The 14650-nt window shown below is 72.3% G+C and carries 14 protein-coding genes; 6 read left to right on the forward strand and 8 right to left on the reverse strand.

Annotation, left to right across the window (positions count from 1 at the left end):
* Nucleotides 1-64: 64 nt before the first annotated feature.
* Both ACY0MR_RS04260 and ACY0MR_RS04265 read right to left on the reverse strand, forming a co-directional pair.
* On the reverse strand, nucleotides 65-1123 hold the full coding sequence (locus ACY0MR_RS04260; protein WP_473559183.1) for an iron-siderophore ABC transporter substrate-binding protein: 1059 nt from the start codon (nucleotides 1121-1123) through the stop codon (nucleotides 65-67).
* Between the two features lie 167 nt (nucleotides 1124-1290).
* Entirely contained in the window at nucleotides 1291-2658 is a 1368-nt protein-coding gene (locus ACY0MR_RS04265) for a lysine N(6)-hydroxylase/L-ornithine N(5)-oxygenase family protein (RefSeq protein WP_473559185.1), read from the reverse strand.
* A 238-nt stretch (nucleotides 2659-2896) separates the two neighbouring features.
* On the opposite strand from ACY0MR_RS04265, the gene ACY0MR_RS04270 reads away from it, so the two are divergent.
* Both ACY0MR_RS04270 and ACY0MR_RS04275 read left to right on the forward strand, forming a co-directional pair.
* Nucleotides 2897-3844: a methionyl-tRNA formyltransferase gene (locus ACY0MR_RS04270; protein WP_388794800.1), complete on the forward strand. Its 948-nt coding sequence runs from the start codon at nucleotides 2897-2899 to the stop codon at nucleotides 3842-3844.
* A gap of 146 nt (nucleotides 3845-3990) precedes the next feature.
* Nucleotides 3991-4743, forward strand: a complete 753-nt coding sequence (locus tag ACY0MR_RS04275; protein ID WP_473559187.1) for a MarR family winged helix-turn-helix transcriptional regulator — start codon at nucleotides 3991-3993, stop codon at nucleotides 4741-4743.
* 83 nt (nucleotides 4744-4826) lie between these two features.
* On the opposite strand, the gene ACY0MR_RS04280 is transcribed toward ACY0MR_RS04275, so the two are convergent.
* The 5 genes from ACY0MR_RS04280 to ACY0MR_RS04300 form a co-directional block, all read right to left on the reverse strand.
* The gene (locus ACY0MR_RS04280) at nucleotides 4827-6683 is read right to left on the reverse strand and encodes an SIP domain-containing protein (protein ID WP_473559189.1); all 1857 of its coding nucleotides are present in this window, start codon (nucleotides 6681-6683) and stop codon (nucleotides 4827-4829) included.
* Nucleotides 6684-6836: 153 nt separating this feature from the next.
* Nucleotides 6837-7889, reverse strand: coding sequence for an ABC transporter substrate-binding protein (locus ACY0MR_RS04285; protein ID WP_473559191.1), 1053 nt, complete (start codon nucleotides 7887-7889; stop codon nucleotides 6837-6839).
* 2 nt (nucleotides 7890-7891) lie between these two features.
* The gene (locus ACY0MR_RS04290; RefSeq protein ID WP_473561688.1) at nucleotides 7892-8665 is read right to left on the reverse strand and encodes an ABC transporter ATP-binding protein; all 774 of its coding nucleotides are present in this window, start codon (nucleotides 8663-8665) and stop codon (nucleotides 7892-7894) included.
* Between the two features lie 107 nt (nucleotides 8666-8772).
* On the reverse strand, nucleotides 8773-9852 hold the full coding sequence (locus ACY0MR_RS04295; RefSeq protein ID WP_473559193.1) for a FecCD family ABC transporter permease: 1080 nt from the start codon (nucleotides 9850-9852) through the stop codon (nucleotides 8773-8775).
* The gene (locus ACY0MR_RS04300) at nucleotides 9849-10895 is read right to left on the reverse strand and encodes a FecCD family ABC transporter permease (RefSeq protein WP_392863863.1); all 1047 of its coding nucleotides are present in this window, start codon (nucleotides 10893-10895) and stop codon (nucleotides 9849-9851) included. The genes ACY0MR_RS04295 and ACY0MR_RS04300 overlap by 4 nt, the downstream gene beginning before the upstream one ends.
* A gap of 139 nt (nucleotides 10896-11034) precedes the next feature.
* Here ACY0MR_RS04300 and ACY0MR_RS04305 point away from each other — a divergent pair, with 139 nt between their 5' ends.
* Both ACY0MR_RS04305 and ACY0MR_RS04310 read left to right on the forward strand, forming a co-directional pair.
* The gene (locus ACY0MR_RS04305; RefSeq protein WP_473559195.1) at nucleotides 11035-11793 is read left to right on the forward strand and encodes a helix-turn-helix transcriptional regulator; all 759 of its coding nucleotides are present in this window, start codon (nucleotides 11035-11037) and stop codon (nucleotides 11791-11793) included.
* 202 nt (nucleotides 11794-11995) lie between these two features.
* A complete protein-coding gene (locus ACY0MR_RS04310; RefSeq protein WP_388794821.1) occupies nucleotides 11996-12205 on the forward strand; it encodes an MbtH family protein in 210 nt (69 codons plus the stop codon).
* 93 nt (nucleotides 12206-12298) lie between these two features.
* Here ACY0MR_RS04310 and ACY0MR_RS04315 read toward each other — a convergent pair whose 3' ends face one another.
* A complete protein-coding gene (locus ACY0MR_RS04315; RefSeq protein ID WP_403316989.1) occupies nucleotides 12299-12805 on the reverse strand; it encodes a GNAT family N-acetyltransferase in 507 nt (168 codons plus the stop codon).
* Nucleotides 12806-12967: 162 nt separating this feature from the next.
* Between ACY0MR_RS04315 and ACY0MR_RS04320 the strand changes: the two genes are divergently transcribed.
* A complete protein-coding gene (locus ACY0MR_RS04320) occupies nucleotides 12968-13237 on the forward strand; it encodes a phosphopantetheine-binding protein (protein ID WP_473559198.1) in 270 nt (89 codons plus the stop codon).
* Nucleotides 13224-14546, forward strand: a complete 1323-nt coding sequence (gene entS / locus ACY0MR_RS04325) for an enterobactin transporter EntS (protein WP_473559200.1) — start codon at nucleotides 13224-13226, stop codon at nucleotides 14544-14546. The genes ACY0MR_RS04320 and entS overlap by 14 nt, the downstream gene beginning before the upstream one ends.
* Nucleotides 14547-14650: the final 104 nt, after the last annotated feature.

The raw sequence follows: 14650 nt of genomic DNA on the forward strand, positions 1-14650 counted from the left end.
AGAGGTTCCGCCGCGCCGCCGGTGGGGTCGACTGGTGGCTCCGGGGCGCGTCAGCGACCGGGCGTCACTTGACGGCCGCGAGGAGCGGCTCGATCTCGTCGATGGCGTACGGGATCGACAGGACGGTGTTGAAGGAGAACGCGGCGCCGATGTCCGGGTCCTGGTAGGGCACGAACAGGTCGCGCTTCTCCTGGTTGACCTTGAGCTTCTTGTAGAGCGGCTCCGCCTTGATGCGGTCGTTGGCCTCGGTGCTGGAGGTGACCCAGACGAGCCGGTCGACGTCGAGGACGTTCAGCTTCTCCGCACTGAGCTCGGCGACGTTCCAGCCCGGCTTGGCGAGGGTGTCGATCTCCGGCTTGGGCTTGAAGCCGAGCTCGGAGAAGAAGATCGCCTTGGGGTCGGTCTTGGTGAACGCCGAGTACTTGCCCGCCTCGAAGCTGTCGGCGACGGCGAGGGTCTTCGTGGCGAACTCGGGGTGCTTCTCCCGGACGGCCTTGAAGCGCGTGTCGATGTCCGCGATCAGCCGGGCGGCCTCGGCGTCCTTGCCGAGCGCCTTGCCGATCTGCTGGGTCATCAGCTGCCAGGGGGCGCCGTAGTCCGGGTGCTCCTTGGGCTGGGCGACGACCTTGGTGAACTTGGAGAGCGTGTCGTACTGCTCCTTCTTCATCCCCGAGTACTGGGCGATGACCAGGTCCGGCTTGAGCGCCGCGATCTTCTCGATGTTGTACTCGTCGCGCTCGCCGACGATCTCCGGCTGGGTCGAGCCCCACTTGTCCTTGGTCCAGGGCCACTTGCCGTACGGCTTCTCCTTGAACCAGTCGACGGCGCCGGCCGGCTTCACGCCGAGCGCGAGGACGGCGTCCTGGTCGGAGAGGCCGAGGGTGACGATCGTCTTCGGCTCCTTGTCGATGGTCGTGGAGCCGTACTTGTGGGACACCGTGACGGGGAACGCGGCGGGCTTGCCGCCCCCGTCGGCGGGGGCAGAGGAGGAGGCGGAGGGCGACTCGGTCTTCTCGGCCCCTCCCCCGCACGCGGCGAGGGCGAGGGCCGCCACCGCGAGGACAGCCACACGGGGGGCGGATCTGGCGAACCGGGCCAGAGCGGGACGTGCACCAGCGGACACGGACGTTCCTTTCGGGGATTCACAGTGCTGCCACGCCCTTCGGGCGCACGGGGTGCCGCCCGGTGGTGTGGCGTTTGTCGCGTGGGGGGTGGAGCGGAGGTGCGGCCGGGGCCTGTCGCCCCCGGGCCGTCGTCGCCGCGAGGCGGACGGGAGGGTGACGGCGGGGCCTAGCGCGCCGTGCCGACGCCGTCGGCCACGCGGGCGTCGGCGGTGGCGGCGGGGGCGGCCGGCGGGGTGGCCGGGTTCCGTTCGAGGACGGAGGCGAGTATCTCGCCGACCCTGATCGCGGTGTTGGAGAGCAGCGACGACGTGATGCCGTGGGTGTGCTCCGTGCCGCCCTGGAGGTAGATGCCGCAGCGCAGTTCCGGGTCGGTGGCGAGCCGGTAGTCCCGCTGCACGCTGACCCGTCCCCGGTCGTCGCGGTGGCAGCGGTCGGCGACCGGCCCGAGCAGGCCGAGGGGTTCGGCGGGGCTGTACCCGGTGGCGTAGACGACGACGTCGGCGTCGAGGACGGTCTCCTCGCCGGTGACGAGGGAGGTGACGAAGGCGCGGACCTTGTCGGGGCCGTCCTCGACTCCGGTCAGCCGGGAGATGTTGATGAAGCGCAGCCGCTCGGTGCCGAGGACCTTCTCCTGGTACGCCTGGCGGTAGAGGTCGTCGATGAGGTCGATGTCCACCACGGAGTAGTTGGTGTTCCCGTGGTAGTCCATCAGCTTCTGCTTCACGTCGTCGGGAGCGGTGAAGTACTCGTCGACGGCGTCGGGGTCGAAGATCCGGTTGGCGAAGGCGCTGTCGTCGGCGGGGCTGTAGCCGTACCGGGAGAAGACGGCGCAGATCTCGGCCTCGGGGAAGCGGCGGTGCAGATAGGCCACGTTCTCGGCGGCGCTCTGTCCGGCGCCGACGACCACGATGCGCCGGGGGTCGGTGCCCTCTAGGCTCTCGACCTTGCGGAGCAGGTCGGAATTGTGCCAGACGCGGTCGCTGCGCTCGACGCCCTCGGGCATGCGCGGGCGGAGTCCGGTGCCGAGGACGAGGTTGCGGGCGCGGTGGACGACGAGTTCGGAGCCCGAGCGGGCGGTCACGTCGAGGTACTCGACGACGCCGTCCCGCTCGACCGGCTCGACGGAGACGATCTCGTGGCCGTACGACACCATGTCGTCGACCTTGGAGGCGGCCCACTCGAAGTAGTCGTGGAACTCGACGCGCAGCGGGAAGAGGTTCTTGTGGTTCACGAAGTCGATCAGGCGGCCCTTGCTCTGCAGGTAGCAGAGGAAGCTGTACTCGCTGGTCGGATTGCGCAGCGTCACCAGGTCCTTGAGGAAGGACACCTGCATGGTCGCGTCGTCGATCAGCATGCCGCGGTGCCAGCCGAAGCGGGGCTGGCGCTCGAAGAAGTGGGCGGTGACCGCTTCCTGCCTTCCGACGCGTGCGTTGTGCTCGCTGAGCGCTATCGCCATGGCCACATTGGACGGCCCGAAGCCGATACCGATGAGGTCGTGGACCAGAGGTGCGTCACCAGGAGGAACCTGCGACATGTCACTCCCATCGTGCGGGAAGAAGGCGGGGGAACAGGGGCGTCGGGCACACCGGTGGCACCGACAGCCGAGCAGAACTTAGGTAAAGCTAACCTGATCTGACGGCCCTGTCGATGACCCAAAACGGACAATGCGCAGACGAGCGCGTACAACGACCGCATAAATCAAGCCAGTTGCACTGTTAGGTAAGGCTTGCTTTACTTGCTGACGGTCAATCGCTCTCCCGAGGAGGAACTCGATGCGGGTCGTCATGTTCGGTTACCAGACCTGGGGCCATCGCACCCTCCAAGCGCTCCTGGACTCCGAACACGACGTGGTGCTCGTCGTGACGCACCCCAAGAGCGAGCACGCCTACGAGAAGATCTGGAGCGACTCCGTCGCCGACCTCGCGGAGGAGCACGGCGTCCCCGTCGTGATCCGCAACAGGCCTGACGACGAGGAGCTGTTGACCCGTCTCAAGGAGGCGGACCCGGACATCATCGTCGCCAACAACTGGCGGACGTGGATCCCGCCGCACATCTACAACCTGCCCCGCCACGGCACGCTGAACATCCACGACTCGCTGCTGCCCAAGTACGCCGGTTTCTCGCCGCTCATCTGGGCGCTCATCAACGGCGAGAGCGAAGTCGGCGTCACCGCCCACATGATGGACGAGGTGCTCGACGCCGGCGACATCGTGCAGCAGCACGCCGTCCCCGTCGGGCCGACCGACACGACGACCGACCTCTTCCACAAGACGGTCGACCTCATCGCCCCGGTCACGATCGACGCGCTGGACCGGATCGCCACCGGACGCGCCGAGTTCACCCGGCAGGACCGCTCCCAGGCGAGCTTCTTCCACAAGCGCGCCGAGGAGGACATCCGGATCGACTGGAGCTGGCCGGCCGAGGTGCTGGAGCGGCTCGTCCGCGCCCAGTCCGCGCCCTACCCGAGCGCCTTCACCTTCCACCGGGGCAAGCGGCTCGAGGTCCTCACCGCGGTGGTCTCCGAGGGGCGTTACGGCGGCACGCCCGGCCGCGTCTTCTACCGCGAGGGCGAGGGCGTCGTGATCGTCGCCGGCGCCGACGCCCGCACGGGCCGCAACCACGGCCTGGCCATCACCCGCGTCCGGACGGAGGACGGCCGCGAACTGCCCGCGACCGAGTACTTCACGTCCATGGGCGGCTACCTGACCAGCCGGCCCTGACGCGCATGGGTTCCGCGTACGTCGACGGGGGTCGCACGCCACGCCCGGGTACCACGGCCTCCCCCGTGTCGGAAATGGGTAGGTTAGCCCAACCTATCGGTGAGTCCCGGCGGTCCTCCCCGACCGCCGGGCAGTGAGGCACAGCAATGGAACAGCCGATCGTCAGCGGTACGGCGTGCGACTCCTCGGGGACGGCCTTCGCCGTCGTCGGCATCTCGAACATGCCGGCCGACTGGGCGAAGATCTTCCGCTCCCTCGCCGACGCCGACCTGCGACCCGGCATCGGGCCGGAGGCGGGCGGCGGCGAACAGGCCCTGCTGCGTGCGGTCGTCGAGGCGGCCGGCTCCGGAGCGGACCGCGGTGACGACGCCGCCACCGCCGCCGGCGCCTCCACTCCCTCCATGAGCATGACCCCGCCCAGCGTCCTGAACCTCAACGCGTATCTGATGTACGCGCTCGGCAAGGTCGCCCGCCGGAGGCTCACTGAACGGCTGGAGGGCCGCGGGCTGCGCCTGTGGCACCTGACCGTGATGACCCTGCTCGCCGACGTCGGCCCGCAGATGAAGACGGCCCTCGCCGCGCGGCTCGACATGAACGCCAGCGACCTGGTGAAGATCGTCAACGACCTGGCCCGCATCGGGCAGGTGGACTGCGTCCGCGACGACACCGACCGGCGCCGCGTCGTCGTCCGGCTCACCCCGGCGGGACGGACGTACCTCGCCGAGCTCAGCGCGGAGATCGCCACCGCGGACGACGAGATCCTGGCCCCGCTCGACCGGGCCGAGCGCGAGCAACTCGCCTCCCTGCTGCGCCGGGTGCACAGCCATCTCGAACGGCCCGCGGCCGGGGCGGCGCGCGGGCGCGGCGGCGTCCCACCGGCTCCGCGCAGCGGCTCCTGACCACCGCCGGCCCCGCCGGCACGGCCGATGCCCTCGCCCTTCCGGGCGAGGGCATCGGCGCGCGTCCGCGCGCTCTCCGCGGGTCAGCCTCGGCCGAGGACCCAGAGGCGGTGGTCCCACCCGATGTCCCTGCGCTCCCGCACCACCAGGCCCGCCCGCTCCGCCAGCGCGGAGACCTCGTCGGCGGCCCGGACCCCGGAGCCGAAGGCGCACTTGAGGCGGAGGTGGTGCAGGACGGCGTCGACGTCGTCGGCATCGGCCCCGGTGACCATCTCCACCAGGAGCAGGGTGCCGTCCGGCGTCAGCCCCGCCGCCGCCTCGGCCAGGGTGTGGACGGCGTCCTCGTCGGCCAGCCACTCCAGCTGACGGGAGATCAGCAGGGTGCCGGATCCGTCCGGAACGCCCGCGGACCGGGCGATCAGCTCGACCCTCGGCAGTACGTCCGTGTCGAGGACCTGGTCGCTCAGCACGCGCAGCACCGACGGCATGGCCGCGATCCGGGCGCGCAGCGCCGGGAATTCCTTGAGCAGGGCGTTCACCACGCTCGCCGAGCCGTGGCCGGTCGCGGTCACCTCGGTGACCGCCGACCAGTCATGGGCCTTGAGGACGCCGGGAGCGATCCACATGGCCTCCTCCTCGACCGCGGTACGGGCGGTGCCCGCGAGCCTCGGGTCGTCCTGCATCGCGGCGGTCAGGGTCCGCCCGGTCAGCGTGCGGTACCCCGCCTCGCCGGTGCGGACCGTGTGCAGGAGTCCGGAGAGCGAGGCGTCGAACGCGGCCTGGGCGCCTTCCAGGTGGTACTCCTCGCCCGAGTGGTCGTCCTCGACGAGCTCCTCGCTGACCGGGGTGAGGCGGTAGCCGTCCCCGCCCACCGCGAGGAGGTCGATCGAGACGAGGTAGTCGAGCAGCGCCTTCAGCGTGGGTGCGTCGGCCCCGGCCCGGCGGGCCAGCTCGCCCGCCTCGCGCACGCCGCCGTCGACCAGGTCGAAGAGGCCGAGCGTGACGGCCGTCCGGATCGCGTAGCCGGGGGCGAGATCCGTCAGCTCGTGCAGCCGCTCGTGCGCGTCCCCGTCCTCCTCCGCCTCGGCGGTGGTGACCGCCTCGGCCCCCTCGGACGGGACGGTCGGCGCGTGCTCCGTACGGCGCCAGTACCCGGTGATGTGGGTGTGGTCGCGCGGGATCCGGCGCTCCGCCACGAGGTGGCGGCGGATCCCCTTGAGGGTGAGGGTCTCGCCGGCCACCCAGGCGAAGACTGTGCCCGGGAGCCACTCCGCCGTGCGCACCGCCTGTTCGAGGAGGTCGGTGGTGCCGGCGGGGGCGCCCTCGCGCGACAGCCAGACGATCTCGGCGTCGGCCCGGGTGGGCAGCTCCTGGCGGTGCGAGTCGTCGCCGATCTCGATGAAGACGCGGGCCTTGGTGCCCTCGGGCATCTCGGCGAGCCAGCGGCCGATGGCGGGCAGGGCCGTCTCGTCGCCGATCACGAGCAGCCAGTCGGCGCCCTCGGGGTGACTGTGCGACATCTTCGGTCCGGCGATCCAGGCGCTGTCGCCCGGCTCGGCCCGCTCGGCCCAGGTGGAGGCGATGCCGCCGTCGTGGCGGACGAAGTCGAAGTCGATCTCCCCGGCCTCGGGGTCGTGCCGGACCGGGGTGTAGTCCTTGGCGACGGGACGGCCGTCGGCGGGCCAGTCCAGGCTGCTGACGTTCTGGCCGGGGAGGATCAGCCGGCCGGTCTCGTCGGCGAAGAAGAACTTGACGTGGTCGTCGAAGCCCTCGGTGCGCAGGGCGGGGAGTTCGAGGCCGTTCTTCTCGAAGGCGTCGAGCTGGGCTCCGCCGAGGGTGAGGCGCCGCATTCCCGGGGTGATGTTCTCGGCGCGCAGCACGGTCAGTTCCCTCAGCACGATGGGGAAGGTGACGACCGAGCGGGGGCTGCGGGTGGACATGGAGGGGGCTCCTTCTGGCACTGCGGTGGTCCGGGAACCGCGGCCGGGCGGACCGGTGGCGGGGTGACGCCGTCCGGTCCGCCCGGCCCGCCGGTGACGGGTGGGTGGTGCTCGGTGGTGCGGGGTGGTGCGGCTCCCCGACGGGAGCGGGGATCACTTCCCGGCGACGGCCTGCGCCAGGATCGGGGTCAGCTTCTCGACGATCCAGGGGAAGCTCAGGGCGTCGGGGTAGGCGACCGCGGAGGAGAGGGTGTTCTCCGAGGGGATCACCGCGTAGTGCCTGCCCTTGACGACCGCGAGGGACTGGAAGAGCTTGTTGCTCTCCAGCTCGGAGGCGCTGAGCAGGCCGTTGTCACCGAAGGGGTACGTCATCAGCAGGACGTCGGCCTCCAGTTCGTCCAGGTTCTCCAGGCTGACCGCGTTCTTGTCGGCCGTGTAGGAGGCGGCCTTGGCGGTCTTCTTCAGGCCGATCTGCTCGAAGATGCCCGGGTCCTGGTCGGCGTGGGACATGAAGGTCAGCTGCTCGGGGTGGACGACCGCGTAGGTGTACGTCTTGCCCTTGAACTCGGGGTGCGCGGCGGCCGCGTCGGCGATGGCCTTGCCGTTGGCGGCGATGACCTTGTCCGCCTCGGCCGTCAGGCCGAGGGCCTTGGCGGCGTTCTTCAGGCGCTCCTGCCAGGTGAGGGTGTCGGCGCCCTTCTTGTCGGCGTAGGTGACGACGGGGGCGATCGGCGCGAGCTTGGCGTAGTCCGTGTCCATGGACCAGGTGTTCATGCCGAGGATGACGTCCGGGGACTCGGCGGCGATGGCCTCGAAGTCGGTGCCGTCGGTGTCGTCGTACGTCTTGAGCTTGCCGGCGCCGAGCTTGGTGAGGGCGCGCTGCTTGTACTCGGGGACGGGGCCGCCGTCCTCCGCGTCGGGGGTGATGACGGGGACCAGGCCGAGCGCGAGCGCGATGGAGGTGTCGCCGTCGGAGACGGTGGCGACCTTCAGCGGCTTCTCGGTGACCTCGGTCTTGCCCCAGGCGTTGGTGAGCGTGACCGGGAAGGCGGCCGGGGCGGCGCTCGCGCCGGTGGTCGGCTTGTCGGAGCCGGTCTTGTCCTCCGTGCCGGAGCCGCAGCCGACCAGCAGGGCGGCCGCCGCGGCGGCGGCGATCAGGGTGCGGACGGCGGAGCGTCGGGCGGCGGGTCTTGCGAGGCGGTTCATGATCAGTTCTCCTGCGCGTGGTGGCGGCCGAGGGGGAAGATCTGCGGCCGTGCCGTGAGGGGGTGGGGGACGACGACGCACCGGAGGCCGAAGACCTCGGCCACGGTGTCGGCGTCGAGCACCTCTTCGGGCGTGCCCTGCCGGATGACGCGTCCGTCGCGCATGGCGACGATGGTCGAGGCGTAGAGGGCCGCCTGGTTGAGGTCGTGGGAGACGAGCACGATGGTCTTGCCCGTCTGTTCGTTGAGGTCGGCGAGGAGGTCCATCACCTCGATCTGGTGGGCCACGTCCAGATAGGTGGTGGGCTCGTCGAGCAGCAGGGTCGGGGTGTCCTGCGCCAGGGCCAGGGCGATCCAGACGCGCTGGCGCTGTCCGCCGGAGAGCTGGTCCACGGGGCGGTCGACGAGTTCGGCGGTGCCGGTGGCGCGGAGGGCCTCGGCGATGACGGTGTCGTCGTGGGCGTCGCGGCGCCGGCCGAACTGCCGGTGCGGGTGCCGTCCGCGCCAGACCAGGTCGCCGACGGTGATGCTCTCCGGGGCGATCGGGGACTGGGGCAGGACGCCGAGCCGGCGGGCCACCTCGCGGGTGGGCAGGCGGTGGATGTCGGCGCCTTCGAGGAGGACCGATCCGGCGGTGAGCGGCAGCAGTCGGGCCAGCGACTTGAGGAGGGTGGACTTGCCGCAGGCGTTGGGGCCGACGAGCGCGGTGATGCGGCCGGCCTCGATCCGCAGGGAGAGGTCCTCGATGACGGGGGTGCCGCCGTATCCGGCGCCGATGCCGCGGGCTTCGAGCCGGTGGGCCGTCGTCGCCCCGCCGTCGGGCGGCGGGGTCGGGGCCTTCGGCGCCCGGGGGGTGAGGTCGGTCTGTGGTGTCACGGCGTGTGTCACGAGGCTCCCTGCCTGCGTCGAAGGATCAGCCAGACGAAGTAGGGCGCGCCGAGCAACGCGGTCAGGACTCCGGTGGGCACCGGACTGATCACCGGCGCGTGCTGTGCGAGGACGTCGGCGCCGATCACGATGACGGCGCCGACGGCCGGGGCGACGGCCGTCGAGCGGTCCACTCCGACGAGCCGTACGGCGATGGGCCCGCTGATGAGCGAGACGAAGCCGATGGGTCCGACGACGCTGGTGGCGAGGGCCGCGGCGGCGGCGCCGAGGAGCAGGACGCCGACGCGGACCGTCGTCACCCGGGTCCCGAGGCCCGCGGCGAAGCCGTCGCCCAGTCCGAGGGTGCCGAGGGACCGGCCGACCAGGAGGGCGGCGAGCAGGCAGACGCCGAGGCCGAGGGCGAGGGTGGTGACGCCTTCCCAGTCCGCCGCGTTGGTGCTGCCGACGGTCCAGCGCATCGCGATGGCGATGCTCTGCTGGTCGGCGACGGTGAACAGGTAGTTGGTGTAGGCGGTGCAGACCGCGCTCAGGCCGATGCCGACCAGGACGAGCCGGTAGGTGTCGACCCCGCCCCGCCAGCTGAGCAGTTGGACGGCGGCGACCAGGACGAAGGATCCGACGACGGCGGCCGCCGGGACGCCGACGCTGAAGGCGGCGGGGGCGTAGAGCAGCGCGGTCGCGGCGCCGGCTCCGGCGCCGGCCGAGATGCCGACGATGTCGGGGGTGGCGAGCGGGTTGCGGATGAGCCGCTGGTAGAGCGAGCCGGCGAGGCCGAAGAGGGCTCCGGCGAGGAGCGCGGCCAGCGCCCTGGGCATGCGCAGTTGGAAGATCATGTAGTCGGCGAGGCCGGTGCGCAGGCCGAACATGGCGGGCAGGACGTCGGCGGGGTCGACCCGGCCGATGCCGCCGATGAGGACGGAGGCGGCCGTGAGGGCGAGCAGCGCGGCGGCGAGCACGGTGGCGACCACGAGGGTGCGGCGGTTGCGGGCGCGGCGGCCGGTGCGCAGGTGCGCGACGACGGCGGAGGCGGTCGGGGTGTCCGGCCGCGCGGGCCGGAGGTCGGTCGCGGTTCTCACATCTTCACCAGGTCCCGGCGGCGGGCCAGCCAGACGAAGAAGGGGGTGCCGACGATCGCGGTCATGAGCCCCACCTGGATCTCCCCGTGGTCGAGGATGAGCCGTCCGGCCGTGTCCGAGGCCGTCAGGAGGACGGCGCCGACGGCCATGGAGATCGGCAGCGACCAGCGGTGGTCGGGGCCGGTCAGGAGCCGGGCGCAGTGCGCGGCGACCAGGCCGACGAAGGCGACCGGGCCGACGGCGGCGGTGGCGGCGGCGCAGAGCAGGACGGCGACGGCGGCGCTGAGGAGCCGTGCCCGCTCGACCCGTACGCCGAGGGCGCGGGCGGTGTCGTCGCCGAGGCCGAGGATGTTGAGGGTGCCGCCGAGCGGCAGGGCGAGCAGGAGTCCGCAGAGCACGAACGGCATGATCTGGTCCATGACGTCGGCGCGGCCCGTGAGTTGGCCGACGGACCAGAACCTCAGGTGGGCGAAGGCCTCCTTGTCGCGGACGACGAGGAGGGTGATGAGGGAGGACATCACGGCGGCGAGGGCGACTCCGGCGAGCACGAGGCCGACGGCGGAGCTGCCCGCGTCGGTGCGGGTGCCGATCAGGTAGACCAGGGAGGCGGCGAGGGCCGAGCCCGCGAGGGCCAGCCAGAAGTAGCCGCTCACGTCGGTGACACCGAGGAACATGATGCCGAAGACGACGAACATGGCGGCGCCCTGCTCGACGCCGAGGATGCCGGGGTCCGCGAGGGGGTTCGCGGTGAGCGCCTGCATGATCATTCCGGAGGCACCGAGGGCGGCGCCGACGGCGATGCCGAGCAGGGTCCTGGGGATGCGTTCGGTCCACAGGACGTGGGAGTTGTACGCCTCGCCGCCCGGGTGGAGCAGGATGCGGACGACTTCCGGCGGGGAGATGTCCCGGGAGCCGAGCGCGATTCCGGCCAGCAGGGTCGCGATCAGGGCCGCGGTGGCGATCACCGCGACGGTCGCGCCGCGCGAGAGCCGGGTCCGTGCCGGTGACAGCGGGGCTCTCACCGGTGGGGACGTGTCTGTCATGGGATGTTCCTGTTCCTCACGGGTCGTGCGGCGACTTAGGTTACCCTTACCTAAGCTCCGCTCATCCAAGCCGGAGACCGACCGATCACACCGAGGGACCGGGAATCCGTCCCGGCCCCCGCGGACCAGGGGGTGGGCCATGGCCCAGGAGAGAACGTCCGCCGCGGCGGACGAGGACTTCATCACGGCGGGCGGCCACCCGCCCCACGCGCACGACTTCCACCAGCTGCTCTACGTGGCACTGGGCCGGATATCGGTCTCCGCGGCCGGCGCCGCCCACGAGCTGACCCCGTCCGTGGCCCTGTGGATCCCCGCGGGCACTCCGCACAGCGCGCGCTTCCACCCCGACTCCCTGGTGCTCGCCGAGCCGTTCGACCCCGGCGCCCACGAACTCCCCTACGCGGAGCCCACGGTGGTCCGGATCGACGAGGCGCAGCGGCGTCTGCTGCTCGCCCGGACGCGGGGCGGCGGATGCGGCGCCGACGAGGCGTCCGCCTTCGCACTGCTCACCGGGTCCCCGTCCGCCGCGCTGCCGGTGCCGCGCCCCACGAGCGAGTCGGCCCGCTCGGTGGCGGGCGCGCTGCTGCGCAGGCCCGACGACCAGCGGACCGCCACGGAGTGGGCGCAGAGCCTCCACACCAGCTCGACCAGTCTGCGCCGCGCCTTCCGCAACGAGACGGGACTGGCCTTCTCCGAGTGGCGCACCCGGGTGCGCCTGAACCGCTCGCTGGACCTCCTGAACCGGGGGCACATGGTGAGCACGGCCGCCACCCGGGTGGGTTTCGTGAGCACGAACGGCTACATCCTGGCCTTCCGGAAGCACTTCGGATGCACGCCGGGAGCCTGGGTCAAGGGCCGTGCGGAGCAGGCCGGTTCAGGCCCCGACCGGGCCGCCTGAGGGGCGTTCCGCATCGCCCGGCGGGACCGGGCCGGGGGGTCGGAGCCCACTTGACAGCCCCTCAACGCTCCAGGATCTTAGGCTAGCCTTACCTAATCGCTCACGTGCCAGGGCGGCCCGTCAGCGGGCCCGCCCGGGCGGTCGGACCCCTCGGGACGACTCCCCCGCCCCGCACAGCCAGCCCCCCGCAAGGAGATCCCGCATGACCGCCACCAACCCCTTCGAGGACGCCGACGCCCGCTACCTCGTCCTCGCCAACGCCGAGAACCAGCACTCCCTGTGGCCGGCGTTCGCCGAGGTCCCGGACGGCTGGACCACCGTGCACGGCGAGGACTCCCGCGAGGGCTGCACCCGGTACGTCGAGGCCCACTGGACCGACATGCGCCCGGCGAGCCTCGCGGCCCGCGCCTGAGCACACCCCCGACGCGGACCCCCGGCGCCCCCGTGGCGCCGGGGGTCCGCGTCGGGGCGGGCGACGCGCGCCCGCCCCGACGCCACCGGGCGGTCAGGCCAGGGAACGCACGAGGACCCGGGAGCCCCGCGCCGGGTCGAGGCGGGCCCGCCACCGCGGGGGAGCCTCCTCCTCGCCACCGGGAGCGAACCCGTGGCGCAGGAAGAGCTCCCCTCCGCCCGCCGTCGCGGTGAAGACCCGGGACACCCCCCGGGCCGTCGCCTCGCCGAGCACGGCCCGCAGCAGCGCGGAGCCGACACCACGCCCCTGACTCCCCTCCGCCACGCAGAAGTTGTAGAGCACGGCGGCCGCCCGGCCGTGCACGTCGGGCCGAAGGCACAGCGCGACACACCCCTCCAGGCCTCCCTGCGCGGCCTCGGCCACCAGGAAGTCGGCCGCGTCGCGGGCGTACACGCCCGCGGGGCGGTCCCGCAGCGCGCCCTCACGCACGAAGGGCACGGACAGCCGGTACAGGGCGGCGGCGTCGGACCGGCCGGCGTGCCGGACGGAGACGGCGGCGGACTCCGACCGGACGCCCGGGCGGGGCGTGACTGTGGTCAACGGCTTCTCACTCTCGCGCTCTTGGGGGACGGCGGGGGTCACGGGGACCACCGCCGCTTGACTCCCCCACACCATAGAGAGTTAGGTAAGCCTTACCTAACCAACCTGCTCACTCACAGCATCCGCATCACCTCGCATGCCGGACGGGAAGAGGACACGACGATGGTCGACACGGCCGGACATCAGGCGTTCACACGCGAGCGGCTCACGCGGGACGTCGCCGGCGTGCTCTACGTCGACCCCGCGGAGATCGAGCCGGACGAAAGCCTCGTCGAGCAGGGGCTGGACTCGATCCGGCTGATGACCCTGGTCGAGGGATGGCGCGCGGACGGAGCCGGGATCGGCTTCGTGGAACTCGCCGAACGCCCCACCCTCGACGCGTGGGTGGAGCTCCTGAGCACCCCGACGGGAGCACCCCGTGCGCGCCGGTGATCTCCTGATCGACATCGGCCCGCTGCGGACCAGCCGCGACTTCCGGGCGATCTTCATCGCCCGCGTGGTCTCGCTGTTCGGCCTCGGCATGGCCACCGTCGCCCTCGCCGCGCAGGTCTTCGGCATGACGCGCTCCACCTTCGGGGTCGCCGTCGCCAGCATGATCATGAGCGTCACGGTCCTCGTCGGCTCCCTGTGGGGCGGCTGGATGGCCGACCGCACCGACCGCAGGACGCTGATCCTCTGGGCCCGCGGCTCCGCCGCCCTCGCCTTCGCCGGTCTCGCGGTCAACGCCTTCCTGCCCACCCCGGAACTGTGGGCCGTCTACCTCTGCGTCGCCTGGGACGGACTCGCCACCGGAGTGAGCGTCACCGCGCTCATGGCGGTCGCGCCGACCCTCGTCCGGCCCGACCAACTGCCCGCCGCCGGCGCCCTGATCTCCCTCACCGGTGAGATCGGCTCCGTCGCCGCCCCGCTCATCGGCGGCATCCTGCTCGCCGCCTCGGGCCCCGGCCCGGTCTTCGCCTTCACCGCGGTCACCACCGGCATCACCACCCTGCTGCTGCTCCGGCTGCGCCCGCTGCCGCCGTTCAAGGACGAGGACGACGAGGAGGGCCGCGAGGACTCCGGCTCGCCGGTCGCCGCCTTCCGGTTCGCCGTGCGCAACCGCGTCGTCGGCGCCCTGCTGGCCCTCGGCGGGATCAACGCGCTGTTCAGCCTGCCGGTCGTCCTCTTCCCCGAGCTGGTCTACACCGAGTTCGGCGGCGGCGACTTCATGCTCGGCGTGCTCTACACCGCTCCGGCCGTGGGCGCCATCGCCGTCTCCGCGACGAGCGGCTGGATCACCCGCGCCGGACGCCCCGGACGCCTCCTCCTGACCGCCGCGTTCACCGGCGGCCTGGCCGTCGTCGGCTTCGGTCTCAGCGGCAGCGCCGTCGTGGCCTACGCGATGCTGGTCGTGGGCGGCGCCGCCGGCACGGTGTACGAGATCCTGGAGTACGCCCTCGTCCAGCACAACACCCCGGACCGGCTCCGTGGCCGGATCGTCAGCGTCGTCACCGCCCAGGGCACCGCGGGCGGCATCGCCGGCGACGTCGAAGTGGCCCTGATCGCCCGCTGGTTCAGCCCGGCCGGCGCGGCCGTCGTGAACGGCGCGATCTGTGCCGTCGCCGCCGTGGTCGTGGCCGTCACGGTCCCCGGGCTGCGCAGGGCGACCCTGCCCCGCGACGAGCCCGACGACGAGACGCCCCCGGCGGGCGAGGGCGACCCTCCCGTCCCCGCCGTGGACGTCCGGGCGGCCACCGCCTGACCCGGCCGGGGAACCGCGCCACCGGGCGCCGCCACCGCGCCCCGCGCCTCCCCGGCCCTCCTCCCTCCGACTCCCCTCCTCGCCTTTCCTTCCCACGGGCGGAC

It is taken from the genome of Streptomyces sp. JN8 (assembly GCF_055808075.1).

Coding starts and splice junctions, on each gene's coding strand:
- ACY0MR_RS04320 (WP_473559198.1), top strand. CDS start 12,968: ATGGTCGACACGGCCGGACATCAGGCGTTCACACGCGAGCGGCTCACG.
- ACY0MR_RS04305 (WP_473559195.1), top strand. CDS start 11,035: ATGGCCCAGGAGAGAACGTCCGCCGCGGCGGACGAGGACTTCATCACG.
- ACY0MR_RS04300 (WP_392863863.1), bottom strand. CDS start 10,895: ATGACAGACACGTCCCCACCGGTGAGAGCCCCGCTGTCACCGGCACGG.
- ACY0MR_RS04270 (WP_388794800.1), top strand. CDS start 2,897: ATGCGGGTCGTCATGTTCGGTTACCAGACCTGGGGCCATCGCACCCTC.
- ACY0MR_RS04265 (WP_473559185.1), bottom strand. CDS start 2,658: ATGTCGCAGGTTCCTCCTGGTGACGCACCTCTGGTCCACGACCTCATC.
- ACY0MR_RS04275 (WP_473559187.1), top strand. CDS start 3,991: ATGGAACAGCCGATCGTCAGCGGTACGGCGTGCGACTCCTCGGGGACG.
- ACY0MR_RS04285 (WP_473559191.1), bottom strand. CDS start 7,889: ATGAACCGCCTCGCAAGACCCGCCGCCCGACGCTCCGCCGTCCGCACC.
- ACY0MR_RS04310 (WP_388794821.1), top strand. CDS start 11,996: ATGACCGCCACCAACCCCTTCGAGGACGCCGACGCCCGCTACCTCGTC.
- ACY0MR_RS04280 (WP_473559189.1), bottom strand. CDS start 6,683: ATGTCCACCCGCAGCCCCCGCTCGGTCGTCACCTTCCCCATCGTGCTG.